This is a genomic window from Burkholderia ubonensis, from assembly GCF_001718695.1.
Classification (GTDB): domain Bacteria; phylum Pseudomonadota; class Gammaproteobacteria; order Burkholderiales; family Burkholderiaceae; genus Burkholderia; species Burkholderia ubonensis_B.
Genome location: NZ_CP013420.1, coordinates 2,062,267 through 2,081,975, shown reverse-complemented (window position 1 = coordinate 2,081,975; position 19,709 = coordinate 2,062,267). Strand labels below are relative to the sequence as shown.

At 63.9% G+C, this 19,709-nt stretch carries 14 protein-coding genes and 4 pseudogenes; 13 read left to right on the top strand and 5 right to left on the bottom strand.

What is annotated here, in order from left to right; all coding sequences use genetic code 11:
• Positions 1 to 291 carry a hypothetical protein gene (locus WJ35_RS31125; protein WP_124259952.1) on the bottom strand — a complete coding sequence of 97 codons (291 nt, stop codon included), beginning with the start codon at positions 289 to 291 and terminating at the stop codon, positions 1 to 3.
• Between WJ35_RS31125 and WJ35_RS09480 the strand changes: the two genes are divergently transcribed.
• The 7 genes and pseudogenes from WJ35_RS09480 to WJ35_RS09460 form a co-directional block, all read left to right on the top strand.
• On the top strand, positions 290 to 3,469 hold the full coding sequence (locus tag WJ35_RS09480) for a type VI secretion system Vgr family protein (RefSeq protein WP_069239076.1): 3,180 nt from the start codon (positions 290 to 292) through the stop codon (positions 3,467 to 3,469). The genes WJ35_RS31125 and WJ35_RS09480 overlap by 2 nt on opposite strands.
• Before the next feature lie 50 nt (positions 3,470 to 3,519).
• Entirely contained in the window at positions 3,520 to 8,139 is a 4,620-nt protein-coding gene (locus WJ35_RS09475) for an RHS repeat-associated core domain-containing protein (RefSeq protein WP_080484274.1), read from the top strand.
• A complete protein-coding gene (locus WJ35_RS09470; protein WP_059460809.1) occupies positions 8,136 to 8,561 on the top strand; it encodes an SMI1/KNR4 family protein in 426 nt (141 codons plus the stop codon). The genes WJ35_RS09475 and WJ35_RS09470 overlap by 4 nt, the downstream gene beginning before the upstream one ends.
• A pseudogene (locus WJ35_RS31120) lies at positions 8,557 to 9,102 on the top strand (RHS repeat-associated core domain-containing protein); the annotation flags it as partial. The gene WJ35_RS09470 and the pseudogene WJ35_RS31120, both read left to right, overlap by 5 nt.
• Positions 9,102 to 9,431 carry a DUF7716 domain-containing protein gene (locus WJ35_RS09465; protein ID WP_011883097.1) on the top strand — a complete coding sequence of 110 codons (330 nt, stop codon included), beginning with the start codon at positions 9,102 to 9,104 and terminating at the stop codon, positions 9,429 to 9,431. The pseudogene WJ35_RS31120 and the gene WJ35_RS09465, both read left to right, overlap by 1 nt.
• 39 nt (positions 9,432 to 9,470) lie before the next feature.
• A pseudogene (locus WJ35_RS32720) lies at positions 9,471 to 9,536 on the top strand (RHS repeat-associated core domain-containing protein); the annotation flags it as partial.
• Positions 9,537 to 9,678: 142 nt separating this feature from the next.
• A pseudogene (locus tag WJ35_RS09460) lies at positions 9,679 to 10,776 on the top strand (IS256 family transposase); the annotation flags it as partial.
• Positions 10,777 to 10,783: 7 nt separating this feature from the next.
• Here WJ35_RS09460 and WJ35_RS29825 read toward each other — a convergent pair.
• Positions 10,784 to 12,019, bottom strand: coding sequence for an IS110 family transposase (locus tag WJ35_RS29825; protein WP_059606722.1), 1,236 nt, complete (start codon positions 12,017 to 12,019; stop codon positions 10,784 to 10,786).
• 235 nt (positions 12,020 to 12,254) lie between these two features.
• Between WJ35_RS29825 and WJ35_RS09440 the strand changes: the two are divergent.
• Positions 12,255 to 12,476 (top strand): annotated as a pseudogene (locus tag WJ35_RS09440) (transposase); the annotation flags it as partial.
• 276 nt (positions 12,477 to 12,752) lie between these two features.
• The gene (locus WJ35_RS09435; protein ID WP_069239074.1) at positions 12,753 to 13,070 is read left to right on the top strand and encodes a DUF7716 domain-containing protein; all 318 of its coding nucleotides are present in this window, start codon (positions 12,753 to 12,755) and stop codon (positions 13,068 to 13,070) included.
• A 92-nt stretch (positions 13,071 to 13,162) separates the two neighbouring features.
• Here the strand turns inward: WJ35_RS09435 and WJ35_RS09430 are convergent, their stop codons facing one another.
• From WJ35_RS09430 to tssJ, 3 genes are all read right to left on the bottom strand, one after another.
• On the bottom strand, positions 13,163 to 13,942 hold the full coding sequence (locus WJ35_RS09430) for a DotU family type IV/VI secretion system protein (protein ID WP_069239073.1): 780 nt from the start codon (positions 13,940 to 13,942) through the stop codon (positions 13,163 to 13,165).
• On the bottom strand, positions 13,939 to 15,285 hold the full coding sequence (gene tssK, locus WJ35_RS09425) for a type VI secretion system baseplate subunit TssK (RefSeq protein WP_010099665.1): 1,347 nt from the start codon (positions 15,283 to 15,285) through the stop codon (positions 13,939 to 13,941). Before tssK ends, WJ35_RS09430 begins: the two co-directional genes overlap by 4 nt.
• Before the next feature lie 102 nt (positions 15,286 to 15,387).
• The gene (gene tssJ / locus WJ35_RS09420; protein ID WP_029227080.1) at positions 15,388 to 15,987 is read right to left on the bottom strand and encodes a type VI secretion system lipoprotein TssJ; all 600 of its coding nucleotides are present in this window, start codon (positions 15,985 to 15,987) and stop codon (positions 15,388 to 15,390) included.
• Between the two features lie 388 nt (positions 15,988 to 16,375).
• On the opposite strand from tssJ, the gene WJ35_RS09415 reads away from it, so the two are divergent.
• The 4 genes from WJ35_RS09415 (at position 16,376) to WJ35_RS09400 (ending at position 19,654) form a co-directional block, all read left to right on the top strand.
• Positions 16,376 to 17,008 carry a tetratricopeptide repeat protein gene (locus tag WJ35_RS09415; protein WP_069239072.1) on the top strand — a complete coding sequence of 211 codons (633 nt, stop codon included), beginning with the start codon at positions 16,376 to 16,378 and terminating at the stop codon, positions 17,006 to 17,008.
• 52 nt (positions 17,009 to 17,060) lie between these two features.
• Positions 17,061 to 17,576: a type VI secretion system contractile sheath small subunit gene (gene tssB, locus WJ35_RS09410; protein WP_060232690.1), complete on the top strand. Its 516-nt coding sequence runs from the start codon at positions 17,061 to 17,063 to the stop codon at positions 17,574 to 17,576.
• Positions 17,577 to 17,591: 15 nt separating this feature from the next.
• On the top strand, positions 17,592 to 19,082 hold the full coding sequence (tssC, locus tag WJ35_RS09405; RefSeq protein ID WP_010096528.1) for a type VI secretion system contractile sheath large subunit: 1,491 nt from the start codon (positions 17,592 to 17,594) through the stop codon (positions 19,080 to 19,082).
• Between the two features lie 68 nt (positions 19,083 to 19,150).
• A complete protein-coding gene (locus WJ35_RS09400) occupies positions 19,151 to 19,654 on the top strand; it encodes an Hcp family type VI secretion system effector (RefSeq protein WP_010096526.1) in 504 nt (167 codons plus the stop codon).
• The last annotated feature ends 55 nt before the right edge of the window (positions 19,655 to 19,709 follow it).

Here is a 19,709-nt window from a genome sequence, read left to right as displayed (position 1 = left end):
TCAGAGGGCGCCGGGCATCGTCGTGCCCGAACCGGGCCGGACTACGGGCACGTAGACATTACGCGCAACCGGCCCCGACCGGAAGTCGAATTGGCCCCGATTGCAATCGATTTCAGCGAACGGAATGCGGGCGAACCGGTCGTCGACGCCATTCAGGACACGCTTAAAAGTACCCATTCGAGTCAGGGAATTTTTCCGAATCGCGCCGTAATTTGTCTGTAAAATCGCGCGAGCGAAATCGCTCAACGCGCCATCCGAGGGTGCGTCAAAAGAAGAAAAGGCCGTTGCCATGAACATGCAGAACACTGTTGCCGCATTGCGCGGGGGCTTGCTTCAGCACGACCGGCTGCTGAAGCTCGACACGCCACTGGGTGCCAACGTGCTGACCGTGCAACGAGCGGTCGGCCGTGCGCGCATCGGCCGCGCATACGAATTCACGCTGGACGTGCTGGCGGCGGACGGCGATGTGGAACTCAAGAAGCTGATCGCGCAGCCGGTGACGTTGTGGATCCAGCAGGCCGATCGCGACTACCGGCCGATGCACGGCTACGTGCATACCGCGCGCCGGCTGGGCGCCGACGGCGAGCTCACGACCTACCAGCTCGTGTTCGCCGATTTCACCCATTTCCTGAAGTTCCGCCGCGATCAGCGGATCTGGAGCGACGCGCCCGTCGACCAGATCATCAGCGACGTGCTGAACCGCCATCCGCAGGCGCGGGGACGTTTCCGCTTTGCGCTGTCGCAGCCGCTGCCGAGCCGCTCGTACACGCGCCAGCATGAGACCGACTGGCATTTCGTGCACCGGCTGATGGAGGACGAGGGCCTCTATTGCACATGGCAGCAGGCCGACGACGGCAAGTCGCACACGCTCGTGATCACCGACAACCTGCAGGCGTTCGCACCGCTGTCGCCGGAGATGGTGCGCTTCTATCGCGCGGGCACCGCGAGTGAGACGGACGCGTTCACGCAATGGAGCGGCACGCGCACGCTGCAGAGCGTCACGCGCACGACGCGCACCTTCGATTACAAGAATCCGTCCGTGCCGTCGAACCCGAAAGGCACGACGCTGCCGACGATGGGTACGCAGGGCGAGCTGCCCGACCAGCTCGAGGTGTACGAGTACACCGGCGCGTACACCTATCTGGACCAGTCGCGCGGCGACCACCTGACGAAGGTCCGGATGGAGGCGTGGGAATCCGAGGCGAAGCGCTTTCGCGCCGCGGGCGGTGTGCGCGGCATCGATGCGGGACGGCGCTTCACGCTGTCGGATCACCCGGAGCACGATCGCGACCCGGCCGACCAGCGCGAATTCGCGGTGATCGAGGTCGCGTGGTGGATCGAGAACAACCTGCCGGTGTCGAGCGGCAGCGCGAGTTTTCCGCATAGCCTGAGCGAGGCGCTGATGCAGGCGCAGGCCGGCTGCGCCGCCGATCCGGCATTTCGCGTGCCGCACGGCGACGGCTCGGTCGGCTTCTACCTCGTCGAGGTCGAAGCGCAGCGCGCGAGCATCCCGTATCGCAGCCCGTTCGAGCATCACAAGCCGCAGATGCATCTGGAGACGGCGATCGTCGTCGGGCCGCAGGGTGAGGAAGTCTATACCGACGAGCTGAATCGCATCCGCGTGCAGTTTGTCTGGGATCGCGTGAATCCGGGCAACGAGAACGCGTCGTGCTGGGTGCGCGTCGTGCAGTCGGATACCGGCGGCGGCTATGGCGGCGTGCACATCCCGCGCATCGGCGAGGAAGTGCTGATCGACTACGTCGGCGGCGATTGCGATCGGCCGTTGGCCGTGGGCCGCGTCTATAACGGCGCAGCGAAGCCGCAATGGCATAGCGACGGCATTCTGTCCGGGTACCGGTCGAAAGAGTATTCGGGCAGCGGCTACAACCAGCTCGTGATGGACGACGCGACCGGGCAGAACCGCGTGCAGCTGATGAGCAGCAGCGCGAACAGCCTGCTGCATCTCGGCTATCTCATCGACCAGAACGGCAACACGCGCGGGTCGTATCTCGGCAGCGGGTTCGATTTGCGCTCGGATGCGTATGGCGCAGTGCGCGCGAGCCAGGGCCTGTACGTGACAACACACCCGAAAGCGCCGAACAGCCAGCCGCTCGACGTGAAGGAAACGCAGCAGCAGCTCGTGAACGCGGAGAGCCTCGTCGAGGCGCTGTCGGGCGTCAGCGAACAGCATCAGGCCGAAAACCTGAAGGACGCGCACGAAGCGCTGCGCGCGTTCACCGACGCGACGCAGGGCAGCATGCCGGGCGCGGCGTCAGGCGGACGCACGGCGGGCGGCGGCACGGGCAATGCGAATGCGTTCAAGGAGCCGGTGATGCTGTTCGGCAGCCCGTCCGGGATCGGGATATCGACGCAGCAGTCGGTGCACGTGGTCGCAAACGATCACGTGAACGTTGCCAGCGGGCAGAGCGTGCATGTGGCGGCGGGCAAGTCGCTGCTGGCGAGCATCGGGCAGAAGCTGAGCCTGTTCGTGCAGAACGCGGGGATCAAGCTGTTCGCGGGCAAGGGCAAGGTCGAGATCCAGGCGCAGTCGGACAGCATCGAAGTGACTGCGCAGAAGACGGTGAAGGTGCTGTCGGCGACAGACAAGGTCGAGATCGCGGCCGACCAGGGCATCCTGCTGACGAGCGGCGGGGCGTACATCCGAGTCAAGGATGGCAACGTCGAAATCCACGCACCGGGCAAGATCGATGTGAAAGGCGCGTCGCATGCGTTCAGCGGGCCGGCGAGCATGGGGTATCCGCTGCCGAGCCCGCGGCCGGATCAGCCGGGGCAACTGGAGCTGCTGCACAAGTACATGAACGGCGAGGCCGTGAAGGGCGGGCTCTTCACGGTGAAGGACGTGAATGGCACGGTGCTGAAGAAGGGCGCGCTCGACAACAGCGGCTATACCGTCGTCAGCGGCTTGCCGCCGGGCGCGGTGCGCGTCGAGTTCGGCAAGGATCCGCGCGCGTCGGACCAGCCGGCGAATTACTTCAAGCAGGCGAAGTGGCCGGCCGAGCCGGTGGCGCCTTCGCCGGAAGCCGCGCAGGCGGCGGCGAGCGGACAGCTTGCGAGCCAGTTGCAAGGCATGGCGCCGGCGGCATCCACGGCGGCGATGGGGTTCGCGAGCGGCAGCGGCGCCGGCGCCGCACTTGGCGGGCTCGCGGGCGCCGCGTTGCCGGCCGCGGCGGCTGCGGTCGGCGGAGCGGGCGTCGCGTCGGCCGTGCAGACGGCCTCCAGCCTTAGTGGCGCGGCAAAGCAGGTGGCTGCAATGGTGCAGACCGCGCGCCAGGGCGGCCTGGCTGCGCTCGCCGCGCCTGCCGCAAATGCTGCGTCGGGCGCGCTCCAGAGCGCGTTGCCCAGTGTCGCCGGAGTTGCGGGCAAGGCCGCAACGACGACGGCGACGGCGTCGGCAGCAGGCGGCATGAAGCTGCCGACGAGCGGCTTCGGCGGACCGTTGAAATCCTGAGAGGGCGGCGCGTCAGCCGTCTTGAGAAAACGAATTGAACGAACCACGACATGGCACAACAACTTCCACCCGGCGCCGAGAAGGAAGAAGCCGTCACCTGGCTCAGTGACGTTTCGGCGAAGGACGTCGCGGCGGTCGGCAACCGCTTCGACGCATGGCTGCGCCGCATCAGCGGCAATCACATCACGTTCGAGGACGTGAAGACGTTTGCCGGCGCGGTGCCGATCGTCGGCAACATCATGGCGATGGTCGATGCGCTCGGCGACATCGCCGAGATCGTCGAGAAGCGCGGCGGGCAGGTGCTCGACTACATGAGCCTCGCGATCAACCTGCTCGGCATCATTCCGATTCCGCCGACGCTCGCGCCGTTCCGGATGTCGGCGCGCCCGTTGCTCGCGCTCGTGCGTCACGAGTTGCTGGCCACGCGCAGCAATCTCGGCGCGGCGATCATCTCCGTGCTGGTCACGCACGTCAACGCGACGTGCGCGACCGAGATCGAGGATTTCCTCAACAAGCTGAAGGCGGGCCTCGTCGAACTGCTGGACGGCTGCGCATCGAAATCCGAGGAGCTCATGCTCGCGCTGGCGACGGGCATGGACCGCGCGCTGCACGGGCAACTGCTCGACGCCAACGCGAACCTGAAGCGCCAGCAGCAGCTCGCCACCAAGATGGCCGACGACCGGCCGTGGTACAGCCCGAGCCGGGTCGGCGATGGCATCCAGTTCGCATACGAAGGCACCAAGGCGCTCGGCAAGCAGGTCGTCAACAAGACGGCCGGGACGATGGCGAAGCTCGCGCCCGACGCGTGGCTCGAGCCGTTTCGCGGCGCGGTGACGTTCCTGCGGACCGAGGCGCCGAAGATCGCGACGTCGATCCGTTCGCTTGCCGGCAGCGAAGAAGGCAAGATGATGTGGCTGGTGTTGCAGCTGATCGAGGCCGTCGGGCGCGTCAAGGCACGCGCGAAGCTCCATGAGCAGACGGCCGACGTCAAGGCTGCCGGGACGAGCCAGGCAAAGAAGACGCGCGGGCAGGAAGGTCTCGAGAAGACCAGCGGCCAAGCGCCGGCCGAAGGTCCGGGCAAGAGCGCGTGCAAGGCGTGCGGCATCGGCGCGTCGCCGGCTTCGATCGATTTCGCGTTCGGCGACGAAACCTTCTCGCACGTGGATTTCGATCTGCCGGGCGCGCTGCCGCTCGTGTGGGAGCGTACGTACCGTTCGCGGCTTTCCGCGTATGACGACGGCGAGCTCGGTGCGCGATGGATCACGCCCTATACGACGCGGATCGACATCGCGGACGGTCAGTGGATCTATCGCGATGCGGAAGGACGCAGCATCGAGTATCCGGCGCTGGCGGCCGGCGCAGTGCACGACGATCTGTCGGAAAACCTGACGCTGTCGCGACTCGACGACACCTGGGTGACGATCGCCTATGGCCATGACGCGCTGCATGCGTACGAGCGTCGTGGCGACGCGTTCCGGCTGGCGATGCAGAAAGATCGCGCCGGCAACACGATCACGCTCGACTACGACGCGCTCGACCGCCTTGCGCGGCTGATCGACGCGAGCGGCAACGTGCTCGCATTCGAGCACGACCGACATGGCCGGATCGTACGGATCGAGCATGTGCTGAAGGACGGTGCACGCCGGACGCTGGCGAGCTACGAGTACGACACCGCGGGCGACCTCGTGCGCGCGGTCGATCGTCATGGCAATGCGCGGACGTATCGGTATCACCGTCACCTCGTGACGCGCTACACCGACCGCACCGGCCGCGGGATGACGCTCGAATGGGATGGCGCGGATGCCGACGACAACGCGAACGCGAAATGCATCCGCGAATATGCCGATGACGGCAGCCTCGATCTGCGTCTCGCGTGGAACCCGAATATCCGCCTCACCTACGTGACCGACGCGCTCGGTCATATGACGCGCTACTACTTCAACATTCATGGCTACGTGTACCGGATCGTCTATCCGGACGGCAACCAGGAGTGGTTCCGGCGTGACGCGCATCACAATCTGGTGATGCATATCCGTCAGGACGGCAGCGTCGAGCGGCGCGAGTATGACGCGCGCGGCAATCTTGTCGAGCACGAACGCGCGGACGGCAGCGTCGTCGAAATGGCCTACGACGACAAGGACCAGATGATCCGGCTCGTCGATCCGAACGGGCACGTGTGGCAACGCAAGTACGACGATGCGGGCAATCTCGTCGAAGAGATCGATCCGCTCGAGCGCTCGACGAAGTACGCGTACAACGACAAGGGGTTGCCGACGCAGATCACCGATGCGAAGGGCGGCTCGAAGGCGCTCGAGTACAACGATGCCGGGCAGGTCACGAGCTACACGGATTGCTCCGGCAAGAAGACGGAGTGGCGGTACGACGATATCGGCCGCGTGATCGAGACGAAGGACGCATCCGGCGGCGTGATCGCTTATGCATACGGCGCGAGCGGCCAATTGAGCGAGATTCGCTCACCGGCCGGTGTCGAGCACGTGCAGTACGACGCCGAAGGCCGATTGCTCGCGCATACCGATCAGCTCAATCGGTCGACGCGCTATGGCTACGACGCGGTGGGCCGCATCGCGAGCCGCGCGGATGCGCTCGGGCAGACGATCGCTTACCGCTACGACCGCCTGGGACGTTTGACGGCGCTCACCGATGCGAACTTCGCGACGTACCAGTTCCACTACGATCCGGCGGGGAGGTTGATCGAGGAAGTCGCGTTCGACGGCAAGTCGACGCGCTATCAATACGATCCAGACAGCGGCAGCCTCGTATCGATGGACGAAGCGGGTTGCGTGACGTCCGTCGACGTCGATGTGAACGGCCGTCTGCTGAAGCGCGTCGCGGGGGACAGCGAAGAGCGGTTTGCGTATGACCGCAGCGGCCGGTTGATTGACGCGGTGAATCGATACAGCCGCGTGCAGTTCTTCTTCGATCCGGTCGGCAATCTGGTGCGTGAGCATCATGCATACGACCTGTTCGGCGAACAGCGCAGCTACGTGTGGCATCACGACTACGACGAACTCGGCAACCGGCGTCGGAGCGTGCGGCCGGACGGGCATGTCGTGGACTGGCTGACTTACGGCTCCGGGCATGTGCACGGCATGATGCTGGACGGCAAGGAACTCGTGCAGATCGAGCGGGATGATCTGCATCGGGAGACGTTGCGCGTGCTGTCGAGCAAGGTGGGGCAGCGCACGCACTACGATCCGGCGGGGCGCGTGCTGCAGCAGACGATTCAACGGTCGACGGCGCCCGCGCCACTGGTCGAGCGGCGGTATCGCTATGACGCGGTGGGACAACTGTCGCGAATCGAGGACAGCCGCAAGGGCGGGACCGACTATCGGTACGATCCGGTCGGACGGTTGGTCGAGGCGATCAGTCCGGTGGCGAAGGAGCGGTTTGCGTTCGATCCGGCGAGCAACATCATCGATCCGGTGCGGACTGCCGAGACGCCGGCATCGCGTCCGAGCCCGGTGCGTCCGGAAAGCACGTTGCCGGCCGAGGTGCCGAAGGTACTCGGCAACCTGTTGAAGGCGTATGCGGGGATGCACTTCGAGTACGACGCGCGCGGGAATTTGGTGCGCAAGCGGACGCCGGTGGGCGAGCAGCAATACGAGTGGGATGAGTTCAATCGCTTGCTGTCCGCGCGTGTTGCGGAGACGTCTCGGCAGAGCGAGGCGCGGTATTTCTATGACGCGTTCGGCCGGCGTATTGCGAAGGAGGTGGACGGCGAGCGGACCACGTTCGGGTGGGATGGCGACAGGCTGGCGTACGAGAGCGACGGCGAGCGCGGTACGCACTATCTGTACGAGCCGCGGACGTTCGTGCCGCTGGCGCAGTATGTTGCGGAGCCGGTGGAGGGCATTGCGACGCCGCAGTGGAAGAGCACCGATCGCTATGTGCCGGAGGAGGATCCGCTACAGAAAATGCCGGAGCGGCGGGGCGACGCGGCAGTGTTTTACTACCACTGCGACCAGATCGGGACGCCGCAGTTGCTGACCGATGACGACGGTGACGTTGTGTGGGAAGCGTCGTACAAGGCGTGGGGCGAAGCGCGGGAGGTGATTGCGCGGGCGTCGAAGGCGGCGGGGATCGTGGCGAAGAATGCGCTGCGGTTTCAGGGGCAGTGGGGGGATGATGAGACGGGGCTGCATTACAACCGGTATCGGTACTATGATCCTCATTCTGGCCGGTTCGTTAGCAAAGATCCGATTGGTTTGCAAGGCGGCCCGAACATCTATCAATACGCTGATAACCCGACGGGCTGGATTGATCCACTTGGTCTCGCGAAGCGATGCGGGTGCCCATGTGGCGTTGAGCCACACGGTAATCAACCGAGCCCCCGGCCGTCTGCCTATCAGAGTCACCACATCATTCAGGATCGTTGGGCGAAGGCGAACGAAATCAAGGGGTACAACTATCGAGAAGCTCCTGCAATTCTCATCCCACAAAACCCGATCCACAAAACGATCAGCGATAGCCAGAACGCACGTCGTGATGCAATGACGGCCGCAGGACAGGACCCGTGGGCTACAAGCATTCAGGATCAATTCAACTATTCGTCGCAAGATATGCGGGCTGCTGGGATCTCGGACGATTGCCGTAAGCGTGCCTTGAAGAAGGCGTACAAGTACTTCGACAAACTCGGAGCCATCAAATGACGGATTTCACAGCGTTGCTGGGTGTCGACTTTCACAGAAGTGCCCCCTCCACCCTCGCAGAAATCGCTGGCTTGGAAAAGACACTAGGCGTTCTGCTTCCATTGAACTATAAGGACTTCCTTGCGTGGTCGGATGGGGGCGAGGGCGAAGTTGGCGAGCTCTATCTGTCCATGTGGACCGTTGAGCAGGTCATCGAACTCAATGCCTTGTACTCGATCGCGACACGCATGGGCCGGGGCTTTGTGGGCATCGGTACGGACGGTGGGGATTATTGCTTTGCTCTGGATCTCCGAAGGGACGAACGTTTCGTTGTCGTGCCGCTCGGAGCGCTAGCTGAGGATGAAGTCAAATCACTGGCAAGCGATCTCGTTGCCGGGCTGACCGCCATCCGCGACGGCCGCATAACGGGCAACGATCTATAACCGGCACAGGCCCCATGATCCCAACACCGGTCGGTTTGTCAGCGTCAGCAAGGACGCGATCGGCTTGGCCGGTGGCTTCAACGTTTATCAGTACGCGCCCAACCCGATCTTGTGGACAGATGCACTCGGTCTAGCGCGTGAGCTGTCTGGATGCGATAGTTCAAACCGCCCTTTAAGCAGTAGCCAATATTCAGTGCTTCATGAGGTTCAGCTTGCTCCTGGTCAGGAGGTGGGTAGCGACCCATCGCATTTCAGGGAAGCAAATCGACAGTTCGATGCAGCAATGCAAAGCGATCCACAGTTCAAGCAAATGATGGATCAACATTATTCCGGGGTTTCGGATCACGTTGCGGCTGGCCCACGAGGCGGATACAAATCAAGTGCCCCGCCCGGGTTCTCGTGGCATCATCATCCGTGCCGTAAGGGGGTTCTGCAGTTGGTCCCGATGTCTCAGCATCAGGCGCCTGGCCCTGTTCAAGCTGTGCTGCATCCGGGCGGCCAAGGTGGCAAACAAAATTGGGGAGGCGGACGCGCTCGCTAATGAACAAGATCACGACCCTTCGAGACGTGCTTGACGGCATCGACAGGCAACCTTGGGACTTCGCGCTATACATGCCACACGGAGTCGACTGGAATGAAGGCACGCCTTGCGCAGTGCTCAATCCAGACGATTTCGACAATGAGCCAGATCCCGACAGGCCGAGATTCGCCGTCGATCACGGATTGCACTACGCACTTGGAATTCAAGTGATCAAAAGCGTCGTCGAAAATGCTAGAGCACAGCGGCAAGGCGCGACTGTGTCGGACTTGGTAAGCGCCTTCGTCTACTACTACGACAACGACGCCTACATCGACTGGTCAAACGGATGATGTCACACGTCTGCGAATTCGGCACGGTACCGAAACTGGCTGCACTATAACCGGCACAGGTACTATGATCCCAACAGCGGCCGGTTCGTCAGCAAGGACCCGATCTGTAGTGGTCAACTGATTGGCTGCTTGCTGTTTGAACTCGGGGGAAAACGAACGACGTTGCTTCGGCATCAGACACCTCTCCATGGGGACCTATCCGTGATTTCGTGGGCGGGGCATATCATGAGGTGTAAAAGTCATGGATATGCCAATGAAGAAGAAAAGGCAAACTGTAGCGCGTCAGGCAGCGGCCCGCGGGCCGCGGCCTGAACTGCCCAAGGAACTGCTGGACCAACTGGTCAAGGGGCCGATGACGCCGGCCGAGGTGCAGGACCTGATGCTGGCGTTCAACAAGGCGCTCATCGAACGCGCAATGGGCGCCGAGATGAATCTGCATCTGGGCTATCAGCCGGGCCAGTCCAAGCCGCCCGGCCAGGCCAACGAACGCAACGGCGCGAGCGGCAAGACCGTCATCACCGATCGCGGCCCGGTCCGGGTCGAGGTGCCTCGTGACCGCGATGGCAGCTTCGAGCCGATCCTGATTCCCAAGCACGAGCGCCGCTTCACCGGCTTCGACGAGCGCATCATCGCGATGTACGCGCGCGGCATGAGCGTGCGCGAGATTCAAGCCTTTCTGGCCGAGAGCTACGGCACCGAGGTCTCGCCCGACTTCATCAACTCAGTCACCGACGAGGTCATGGCCGATGCGCTGACCTGGCAGAGCCGCCCGCTCGAGGCGATGTATCCGGTGGTGTTCTTCGACGCGCTGCGGGTCAAGATCCGCGACGGCGTGGCCAGCAACAAGGCCGTGTATCTGGCGCTGGGCATCCAGGCCGACGGCCAGCGCGACGTGCTGGGCCTCTGGATCGAGCAGACCGAGGGCGCCAAGTTCTGGCTCAAGGTGTTCAACGAACTCAAGACGCGTGGCTGTCAGGACATCCTGATCGCCGTGGTCGATGGCCTGAAGGGGCTGGCCGAGGCCATCAGCGCAGCCTATCCCCGCACGACCGTTCAGACCTGCATCGTGCATCTGATCCGCAACAGTCTCGAATACGCCAGCTACAAGGACCGTAAGGCGCTCGCCGCAGCGCTGCGCCCGATCTACGCGGCCGCCAGCGAGGAGGCGGCAAGGCAGGCACTGCAAGACTTCGCTGACGGCCCTTGGGGCGCGAAGTACCCGACCATCGTGCAGTCGTGGCAGCGTGCATGGGAGCACGTCATACCGTTCTTCGTGTTTCCGCCGGAGATTCGACGAGTTGTCTACACAACGGATGAAATGCACAAGTCCCGCACCGCGCTTCGCTCGTTCGCTATGTTCGCGCCTGCGGCCACCGTATCGGCGCGCTGTCTGATTTGGGGCGCGACTGTTTCCACCGGTTAAACAGTCTCTGATAGGTTCGCTCAGACTGCTCGGCCACGGCTCGCTCTTGCTGACGCACACTCTTCAGACTGTAGGCCGCAGCCGAACCTTTGCGCGGGCCATGCTGCGCCGGCATTCCAGCCTGCAGTTCCAGCGCACGCAGTTTGTGCGCAGTCAACGCCGGGCGATCCCACGCGAACGGTTCACCGCGTGTCAGCACATACCATACGATTACTGCGAGTTTGCGAGCAGTCGCGACGGCGGCAATTTGCTGGCCGCGGCGATCGCGCACGCGCAGGAAGAAGGCGCGCAGCGGCCCGGGCGCTTGCGTTGCACCCCAAGCGGCTTCGACCAGCATCGCCCGAGCATAAGAGCGCCCGCGCTTGGTGATGTGACCATGCCTGGCCGGTGCCGGACCGGATTGATAGACTGATGGATTGAGACCGAAGTAGCTCACCAACTTCTCCGGATTCGGAAACCGCGCGATGTCGCCGATGGCCGATAGCAGTCCGATCGCCACTGTGGTGTTCACGCCAGTGATCGTTAGCATCACGCGCAATCGCGCATCGTCGATGGTCGCTTGCGCGAGCGCTTGCTCCACCTCGCGCAGATCGTCGCCGAGGCGGTCCAGTTCGCGCAGTCGCTGCTCAACACCCAGTCGTTCATCCAGTGGCAGCGGTTGAACACCGAGCCACGCACGCCCCTTCTTGCCAAAAAGATCGGTGGCGGGACACCGCTCGATCAGGTGTGCAATCAGGACTGCGTGAATCTCGTTCTTCAGCCGTGTACGTTGCCGCACCAGCTGTGAGCGGCGCGCGATCTGTCGACGCAACGCCAGCGTGTGCTCGTCCGGCATCCATACTTCCGGCAGAAAACCGCTCGCATACAGCTGTGCCAGCACGGCTGCATCGATCTTGTCCGTCTTGACGCGAGCCTCCGCGATCAGCCTAACTTGCAGCGGATTGGCAATCGCCACACGCGCGACATGCGCGCGCAAGACGTTGACGATGGCAGTGGTATTGCCGGTCGCTTCGAGTACCACATGATCGGTGGCACGCAGCTTTGCCGCAAAGCGCTCCAGTTCATCGCGTCGCAACCCGGTGCGGCCGCCTGCATGCAGCGTGCCATCCTCCAGGTACGCGATCTCGGCCACGGAGCGCGACACATCTAACCCTACGATTCGCATAACCGTCTCCCGTTTCAGATCACTGTTGGGAGCCGGTGGGACAGCACGACAACTACGGATTCGCGCTCGCAGCGCAACCGGGCGGGTCGCAGGGGCGGCCAACTACTAACACGAGCTCGCGGCTCATCGTATAGGAACGGCCTGCCCACCCGAAGTGCTCCCCAGTGCCCCATGTCCCGGATGGTCACACCATACGCTCAAACCGCTCGGCGCGGGAACGCGAGGCACCGGCTATATCATGCCGGTTACGAACGCCATTGAAAGTCTGAACATGCAATTGCGCAAGATCATCAAGACTCGTGGTCACTTCCCGAATGACGAGGCCGCGATCAAGCTGCTCTGGCTGGCGCTGCGCAACGTGCTGGCCAAGACCGTGCGGGCCGCCTTCGACTGGAAATCAGCAATGAATCAGTTTGCTATCCTGTTTGGCGAGCGATTCACGCAGGCGCGCGGATAACGTGCTGTTCAACCGCCTCGCCCACAAAAATGCGGACAGGTTCGGATTCCACGGCAGCTCCGCAATCGATCGAATCACACGCTGTCCCGCGTACGATTTCGCGCAGCGGACCGCTCCACCGGCCAACCGCCCGACACTCTCCCCCGAACCCACGCGCCGCACACGAAATTGGCATAATCCCCCCTCACCGCCGCAAGCGGCTACCCCGCAGCCCCTACGCGCCCCTTCCCGATCGCCCAACGCATCGATTCGACTCCCGTCACCACCGCAACATCCATGTCAACGATCACCGCGACCACCGTGTCGCTGAAGCACATTCTTGAACACCCTGGCGATTTCCACGGGTGGCTCTGCTTGCCGCAGATGCCGTGGACGCTCGATACGGAGGGCGAGTTCGCCGAAGGCACCGCTCACGCCGAAGGCGCGACGCCACCCGCCACCGCTCCACTAGAAGGTTGGCGCGTGACCTTGAACAGCGCGACGATCGAGGACATCGTGATCAACGCGCACGAGCAGGTCGACGATCCGAGTCTCTCGCAACTGCTCGACGCATTCGTCTTCTACGTGGAGAACGACGCGTTCATTCTTCTCTGAACGCGCCCGCCACGCCACGCCCCACGCCACAGCAAAAAAGGACCGCCAAGCGGTCCTTCCCTCCAACGCGACAACGTCCGCTCACCGCAAGCTCAAGGCAGCGAAATCGTCAAATTCGCCGATTCCGGCCCGACCTTGATGACCTGCGAATACGGCGCGAGCGCCTGCAGCGTCTTGTCCTTCAGATACGTATTGAGCCCGAGATACGCGAGCAGCGCGACGAGCCCGAACACCGCGCCGATCGCCCACACCGGCACTTCGCGCTTCAGCCGGTGCGCGATCTGGTCCGGCAGCGTCCAGTGCGGCGCGAACGGCGCGCGCTTGCCCTTCATGTGCGCGATCTCGTCGCCGATGCGCGCGGTCAGGTAAGCGAGCTTCTCCGGCCCTTCGAGCAGGTACTTGCCCTGGAAGCCGAGCAGCAGGCACATGTGGAACACCTCGAGCGACTGCAGCCGCGCCGCGCCCTTCGCGCGGCAATCCTCGAGATGCTGGAAGAACTTCTCGCCCGCGAGCTGCTCGCCGAACAGCGCGAGCTGCAGCGGCCGGCGCTCCCAGTCCGGGCGGATCTTGTACTGCGACGACAGCACCGTCTCGTCGACCGCCGCGCAGAACGCGAACTTCGCGCTGTACACGTCCTCGGCCGAGATGTTCAGCTTCTTCGCGCCGCGCTCGTAGTCGGCGAGGAATTCCTGGATGCGCGTGCTGAACTCGCTCGCGCTCTCCGGCTCGCGGCCGTTCTTGAGCAGGAACAGCATGTAGAAGCCGTCGTACAGCAGGTCGAGCAGCGAGCGCGCCTGGAACGCGGAATCGGTCGATGCCGGGGTGATGGGGGGCGGCGCGTTGTCGCCGAACAGGGAAGGCGCGTAGCTCATGATGTGACCGCGATCAGTTCGAACTTCAGGTCATTGATGCCAGTCGGCGCGTAGATCATCGCGGACTGGGCCTGCAGCATGCGCTCGTACAGCGCGCCGCGCGAATCGAGCGCGAAGTAGCACGCGCCCGGGCGCACCGGAATCGCGGGCGGCACCTGCGGCGTGTACGCGAGGCGCACGCCGGGCATCGCCGACAGCACGAGCTTGTCGACGTCGTCGGGCGCGCCGACCTTGAAGCGGGCCGGCACGGCCTCGACGAGCTCGACGCTCGGCAGGTCCGCGGACACCGCGAGGTAGAACGCGGTCTTCTCGTCGATCTTGCCGGAATCGAGCCGGCCGAGATGGAACGACGGGCGCACTTCGTCGAGCGTGATCGCGAAGTAGCGCGTCGAGATCACGGTGTCGAGGAGCTCGCGCAGAATCAGGTCGAGACGCGCGAAGCCCGGGCCCGGATCGTCGTGGCGGTACGCGGGCAGGTCGGCGAGCGTGTAGCCCTTCGAGAACGTCATCAGCTGGCCGGCTAGGCGCAGCAGCTCCTGGAACAGCCGCTCCGGATGCAGCGCGGCATGCTGGTGCAGGTGCGCGAGCGTCGCGAACGCGGCGTTCGCGGTGTGCAGCAGCCAGAACGACGCGATGTCGCCCGAGCGGAATTCGATGATGTTCTTCGACGGCTCGCGGTGAAAGCCGTACAGCGCGTTCACCTTCGCCTGCAGCGCGTCGATCAGCTGGCGCAGCCGCTGGTGCAGGATCGGCGACGCCTCGATCGCGAGGCACGGCGGCACGAAGCTGTCGTCGATCTCGAAGCCGGACGTCGCGGTGCGGCGCACGCGCACGAGCGGCACCGACAGCAGCTGGTCGCGCGGCTCGCTGTGCGCGATCAGCTTGACCTGCGTCTTCAGGAACGTGACGTCGGCCTCGGCCGCGTCGGTGAAGTTGTCGGCGACGCTCGTCTGTTCGCTGACGAAGCGCGTCGTGAAGCCGGTCGCCGGATCGTCGTTGTAGTTCGCGCCGTTCTCGCGCAGCGGGTGCAGCGCGAGGTAGAACACGAACTCGTTGATGCCCTCCGGCAGCGTGTCGAGCGCGACCGGCGGCGGCAGGTCGTCCGCCTGCGGCGCCGCGTACAGCGCGCCGTCCGGGAACACGAGCGACAGCTCGGCGAGGCGCAGCACGTTGCTGCCGAGCGCGTCGCGGTCGAAGCGCACCGTGCGCACGCCCCAGTTGTACGGCTGGATCGCCTGGATGGATTCGAACAGGCGCGCCTCATGGTACGCATCCTGTCGCTGGAAGTGTTGAGGCCGGAGGAACAGCCCCTCTCCCCATAGCACCTTGGCCGAATAACTCATGTCAAACCCGGTTAATGTCGTGATGCGAAGTAATCGATTGGTCGCGCCCGAATTAAATCGCCAATTTGTTAACTCTTGTTAATTGACATTCATGCGTCATGCTTAACCGCAGCGGACCGACGAAAGCAAATTGAGCGGTTGCGAAGGCGCGCCTTGTTGCGGCGCGATGACGGCGCCGCCGGTGACGGTCATCGCGCAATTATGCAGGCCGATGATTATGCCGGATTTCTCCGACTTCGCCGGATCGAATGTCAATTTCCAGCGCTGCAGCGCCGGGTCGCGGAACAGCGCGACGATGCCGAACGCCTGCGCTTCGCGCGACACCTTTTCGGTCGCCGTATAGCGCTGGCCCGGGATCAGCGTGATTTCGCGCACGTTCAGCAGGTCGGCGCCCAATGCGGCCTTTTCCTTGTTCGGATCGGTAAAACTGTCGAACGGCGCCTGCTGGAACGAGGTCGGGTCCTTCAGCGCATAGAGGCGCACGACGAGCGCGAGCGGCTTGTTGTCGTTCGCGGCGTTCAGGTTCGAGGCCGCGGCGAGCGTGATGCCGACGTTGCGCGGCGGCTTCTGCGAATCGGGCAGGTCGGGCTTGCCGACGCCGGCGGCCTGCATCACGGCGCTCGCGGCCGAGCCGATGAGCGGGGCGGCCGCGCATCCGGCCAGAAGCGCGCAGGCGGCCAGCGGCAGCGCGTAGCGAATCATGAGCGATTTCATCGTTTGTTTCCGGCTTGCCGCCTTTTACTCCCTGTCAAAACTACCAGCCGTTGCCGCACCCGTCGGAATGGCGGAATTTCATCGTTCAGCTATTAAGCAAGGCGCGCATCCGTCACTGCGATCGCCCGGCAAATTTTTCCGCATTCCGGGTCGCGTGCCGCGGAATGAGTAAAACTTGCGCGCCCGATCCGGGCGAATGCTTCCCACTCTGACGCGCGGCGTCATGCGAGGTGGTACGCGCGGTTTTAAAACGAGTTACTCTGCACGCGGCGATTGAATTATGAAAAATTGATCGGTACTATACCCGCGCGCTTCTCGCAAAGCAAAAGAACCAGATTCTCAACGATTTAAAACTCACGCGCCGGTGGATATAACGATGAAAGACCGTCTCTTCGCAAAACTTTCTGGGGTCGTGGTGGCTTGCGGCGTGATCGCCGGTTGCGCAAGCACGCCCACGCCGCCGAGCGCCGAGGTGTTCAACAAGTCGCTGGCCGACGCGGACGCCGTGGCGAAGTCAGGCGACCAGGAGCGCGCGCTGGGCCTGTACCAGGCGCTGGCGAAGGCGGACCCGACGCGCGAGGAGCCGTGGTCGCGCATCGCGCAGATCCAGTTCGCGCAAAACCATTACGGCCAGGCGATCGTCGCCGCGCAGGAAGCGCTGGAGCGCGACAAGACCGACCGCCAGGCGAAGAGCGTGCTGGCCGTTGCCGGCCTGCGGATCGCGACGCAATCGCTCGGCGAGCTGCGCCAGGATTCGTCGCTCGCGGGCGACGCGAAGTCGGATGCGCAGCAGCTCGCGAAGCAGCTGCGCGACACGCTCGGCGAGTCCTCGCTGTTCCCGCCGGAGCAACGCGTCGCGAAGCCGCGCACGTCGCGCCGCATCATTCATCGTCCGAAGGCCGGCGCGGCGCCGGCCGCCGAGGCTGCAGCGCCGGCGCAGTCGGCTCCGCCGCAGGCCGCCGCCGCGCAGAAGGGCGGCGCCGATCCGTTCAGCGCGCTGCGCAACTGAGCGCAACAGCACGCAACTGACGCGATAACCACAACTAACCTGGGAGCCGTCGATGGCCAAGAACGAGAGCATTCAGAAGCGCCTGCAGAAAATACGGCCGCCGCGCGTCCAGCTGACCTACGAGGTCGAGAAGGGCGACGCGATCGAGGTGAAGGAGCTGCCGTTCGTCGTCGGGGTGGTCGGCGATCTGGCGGGCCAGTCGGAAATCGAGCAGCCGAAGCTGCGCGACCGCAAGTTCGTCAATATCGATCGTGACAACTTCGACGACGTGATGAAGGCGATCGAGCCGCGCGCCGTGTTCCAGGTGGAAAACCGCCTGAGCGAAGGCGGCGGCAAGTTCGCGGTCGACCTGAAGTTCCGCGCGCTGTCGGATTTCAGCCCGGATGACGTGGTCCAGCAGGTCGAGCCGCTGCGCCGCCTGCTCGAGGCGCGCTCGAAGCTCGCCGACCTGCGCAACAAGCTCGCCGGCAACGACAAGCTCGAGGACCTGCTCTCCGAGGTGCTGCAGAACACGCAGCAGCTGCAGGAGCTCGCGAAGGGCACGGGCGGTGACAAAGACGGCGAATGACGACGGGGTGTTGAGATGAACCAGCAAACGGCTGCGGCCCAGACGAGCGGCGCGGAATACGCCGCCGGGACTTCGCTGCTCGACGAGATCGTCGAGAAGAGCAAGGTCGCGAAATCCGATTCCGAGCATGCACGCGCGAAGGACCTGATCGGCGAACTCGTGCACCAGGTGCTCGACGGCACGGTGATCGTGTCGGACAACCTGTCGGCGACGATCGACGCGCGCGTCGCGGAGCTCGACAGCCTGATCTCCGCGCAGCTTTCGGCCGTGATGCATGCGCCGGAATTCCAGCGCCTCGAAGGCACGTGGCGCGGCCTCGACTATCTGGTCAAGGAAAGCAACACCGGCCAGACGATCAAGATCAAGGCGCTGCACGCGCCGAAGCGCGAGCTCGTGCGCGACTTCAAGAGCGCGAGCGAGTTCGACCAGAGCGCGCTGTTCAAGAAGGTCTACGAAGAGGAATTCGGCACGTTCGGCGGCTCGCCGTTCGGCACGCTGATCGGCGACTACGAGATCTCCCGCCAGCCGGAAGACATGTACTTCATCGAGCAGATGTCGCACGTTGCGGCGGCCGCGCACGCGCCGTTCATCGCGTCGGCGTCGCCGGAGCTGCTCGGCCTCGAGACGTTCTCCGACCTCGGCCGGCCGCGCGATCTCGGCAAGGTGTTCGACACGGTCGAATACACGAAGTGGAAGTCGTTCCGCGATTCCGAGGATTCGCGCTACGTCGGCCTGACGCTGCCGCGCTTCCTCGGCCGCCTGCCGTTCAATCCGAAGGACGGCCAGATCGCCGAAAGCTTCAACTTCGTCGAGGACGTCGACGGCACCGACCACGACAAGTACCTGTGGTGCAACGCGGCATGGGCATTCGCCGCGCGCCTGACGGCGGCGTTCGACGACTTCGGCTGGTGCGCGGCGATCCGCGGCGTCGAAGGCGGCGGCCTCGTCCAGGACCTGCCGACCCACACGTTCAAGACCGACGACGGCGAGGTCGCGCTGAAGTGCCCGACCGAGATCGCGATCACCGACCGCCGCGAGAAGGAGCTGAGCGACCTCGGCTTCATTCCGCTCGTCCATTGCAAGAATTCCGACTACGCCGCGTTCTTTGCCGCGCAATCGGTGCAGAAGCCGAAGAAATACAGCACCGACAGCGCCAACGCGAACGCCGTCCTGTCCGCCCAGCTTCAATACATCTTCTCGGTATCGCGCGTCGCGCACTACCTGAAGGCGATGATGCGGGACAAGATCGGCAGCTTCGCGTCGGCACAGAACGTCGAGACGTTCCTCAACCGGTGGATTTCGCAATACGTCCTGCTCGACGACAACGCGACGCAGGAGCAGAAGGCGCAATTCCCGCTGCGCGAGGCATCCGTACAAGTGTCAGAGATTCCGGGCAAGCCGGGCTCGTATCGTTCGGTCGCGTTCCTGCGCCCGCACTTTCAGCTCGACGAACTCTCGATTTCTCTGCGGCTTGTCGCTGATCTGCCCAAACCGGCAAATTCATAAGCGAAGAATCGCCCGGGCGGGCCGCCTGGGTAGGACGTTAAAACCACCTCTTTGGGGAGTCGAAGGCCATGTTAGACATGTATCTGAAGTTCGGTAATCCGGCCATCAAGGGCGAGTCTGCGGACAAAGACCACGATGCCTGGATTGAACTGAAATCGTGGGACCATTCCATCATCCAGCCGCGCTCGGCGACTGCATCGACGGCCGGCGGCCATACGTCGGAGCGTTGCGAGCACGGCGACATGGTGTTCACGAAGGAGATCGATTCGTCGAGCCCGCTGCTGTACCAGCACGCGTCGGGCGGCACGACGTTCGATGAAGTCACGATCGACTTCATGCGTTCGGACGGCGAAGGCCAGCGCGTCAAGTACCTCGAGGTCAAGCTGAAGTACGTGATCATCTCGAGCGTCACGCCGAGCGTGCAGAAGGAAGGCCTGCCGCACGAGACCTTCTCGCTGAAGTACGCTGCCGTGCAGTGGAAGCAGACGCAGCAGAAGATCGGCGGCAACCAGGGCGGCAACACGCAGGGCGCCTGGAGCCTGACGAAGAACGACAAGACCTACGCGGTCTAAGGTCGGTTGCGGCAACGGGGCGTCGCGTCCCGTTGCCGTTTTTCGCAGCGTATGC

Coding starts and splice junctions, on each gene's coding strand:
- WJ35_RS09480 (WP_069239076.1), top strand. CDS start 290: ATGAACATGCAGAACACTGTTGCCGCATTGCGCGGGGGCTTGCTTCAG.
- WJ35_RS31125 (WP_124259952.1), bottom strand. CDS start 291: ATGGCAACGGCCTTTTCTTCTTTTGACGCACCCTCGGATGGCGCGTTG.
- WJ35_RS09475 (WP_080484274.1), top strand. CDS start 3,520: ATGGCACAACAACTTCCACCCGGCGCCGAGAAGGAAGAAGCCGTCACC.
- WJ35_RS09470 (WP_059460809.1), top strand. CDS start 8,136: ATGACGGATTTCACAGCGTTGCTGGGTGTCGACTTTCACAGAAGTGCC.
- WJ35_RS09465 (WP_011883097.1), top strand. CDS start 9,102: ATGAACAAGATCACGACCCTTCGAGACGTGCTTGACGGCATCGACAGG.
- WJ35_RS29825 (WP_059606722.1), bottom strand. CDS start 12,019: ATGCGAATCGTAGGGTTAGATGTGTCGCGCTCCGTGGCCGAGATCGCG.
- WJ35_RS09435 (WP_069239074.1), top strand. CDS start 12,753: ATGTCAACGATCACCGCGACCACCGTGTCGCTGAAGCACATTCTTGAA.
- WJ35_RS09430 (WP_069239073.1), bottom strand. CDS start 13,942: ATGAGCTACGCGCCTTCCCTGTTCGGCGACAACGCGCCGCCCCCCATC.
- tssK (WP_010099665.1), bottom strand. CDS start 15,285: ATGAGTTATTCGGCCAAGGTGCTATGGGGAGAGGGGCTGTTCCTCCGG.
- tssJ (WP_029227080.1), bottom strand. CDS start 15,987: ATGATTCGCTACGCGCTGCCGCTGGCCGCCTGCGCGCTTCTGGCCGGA.
- WJ35_RS09415 (WP_069239072.1), top strand. CDS start 16,376: ATGAAAGACCGTCTCTTCGCAAAACTTTCTGGGGTCGTGGTGGCTTGC.
- tssB (WP_060232690.1), top strand. CDS start 17,061: ATGGCCAAGAACGAGAGCATTCAGAAGCGCCTGCAGAAAATACGGCCG.
- tssC (WP_010096528.1), top strand. CDS start 17,592: ATGAACCAGCAAACGGCTGCGGCCCAGACGAGCGGCGCGGAATACGCC.
- WJ35_RS09400 (WP_010096526.1), top strand. CDS start 19,151: ATGTTAGACATGTATCTGAAGTTCGGTAATCCGGCCATCAAGGGCGAG.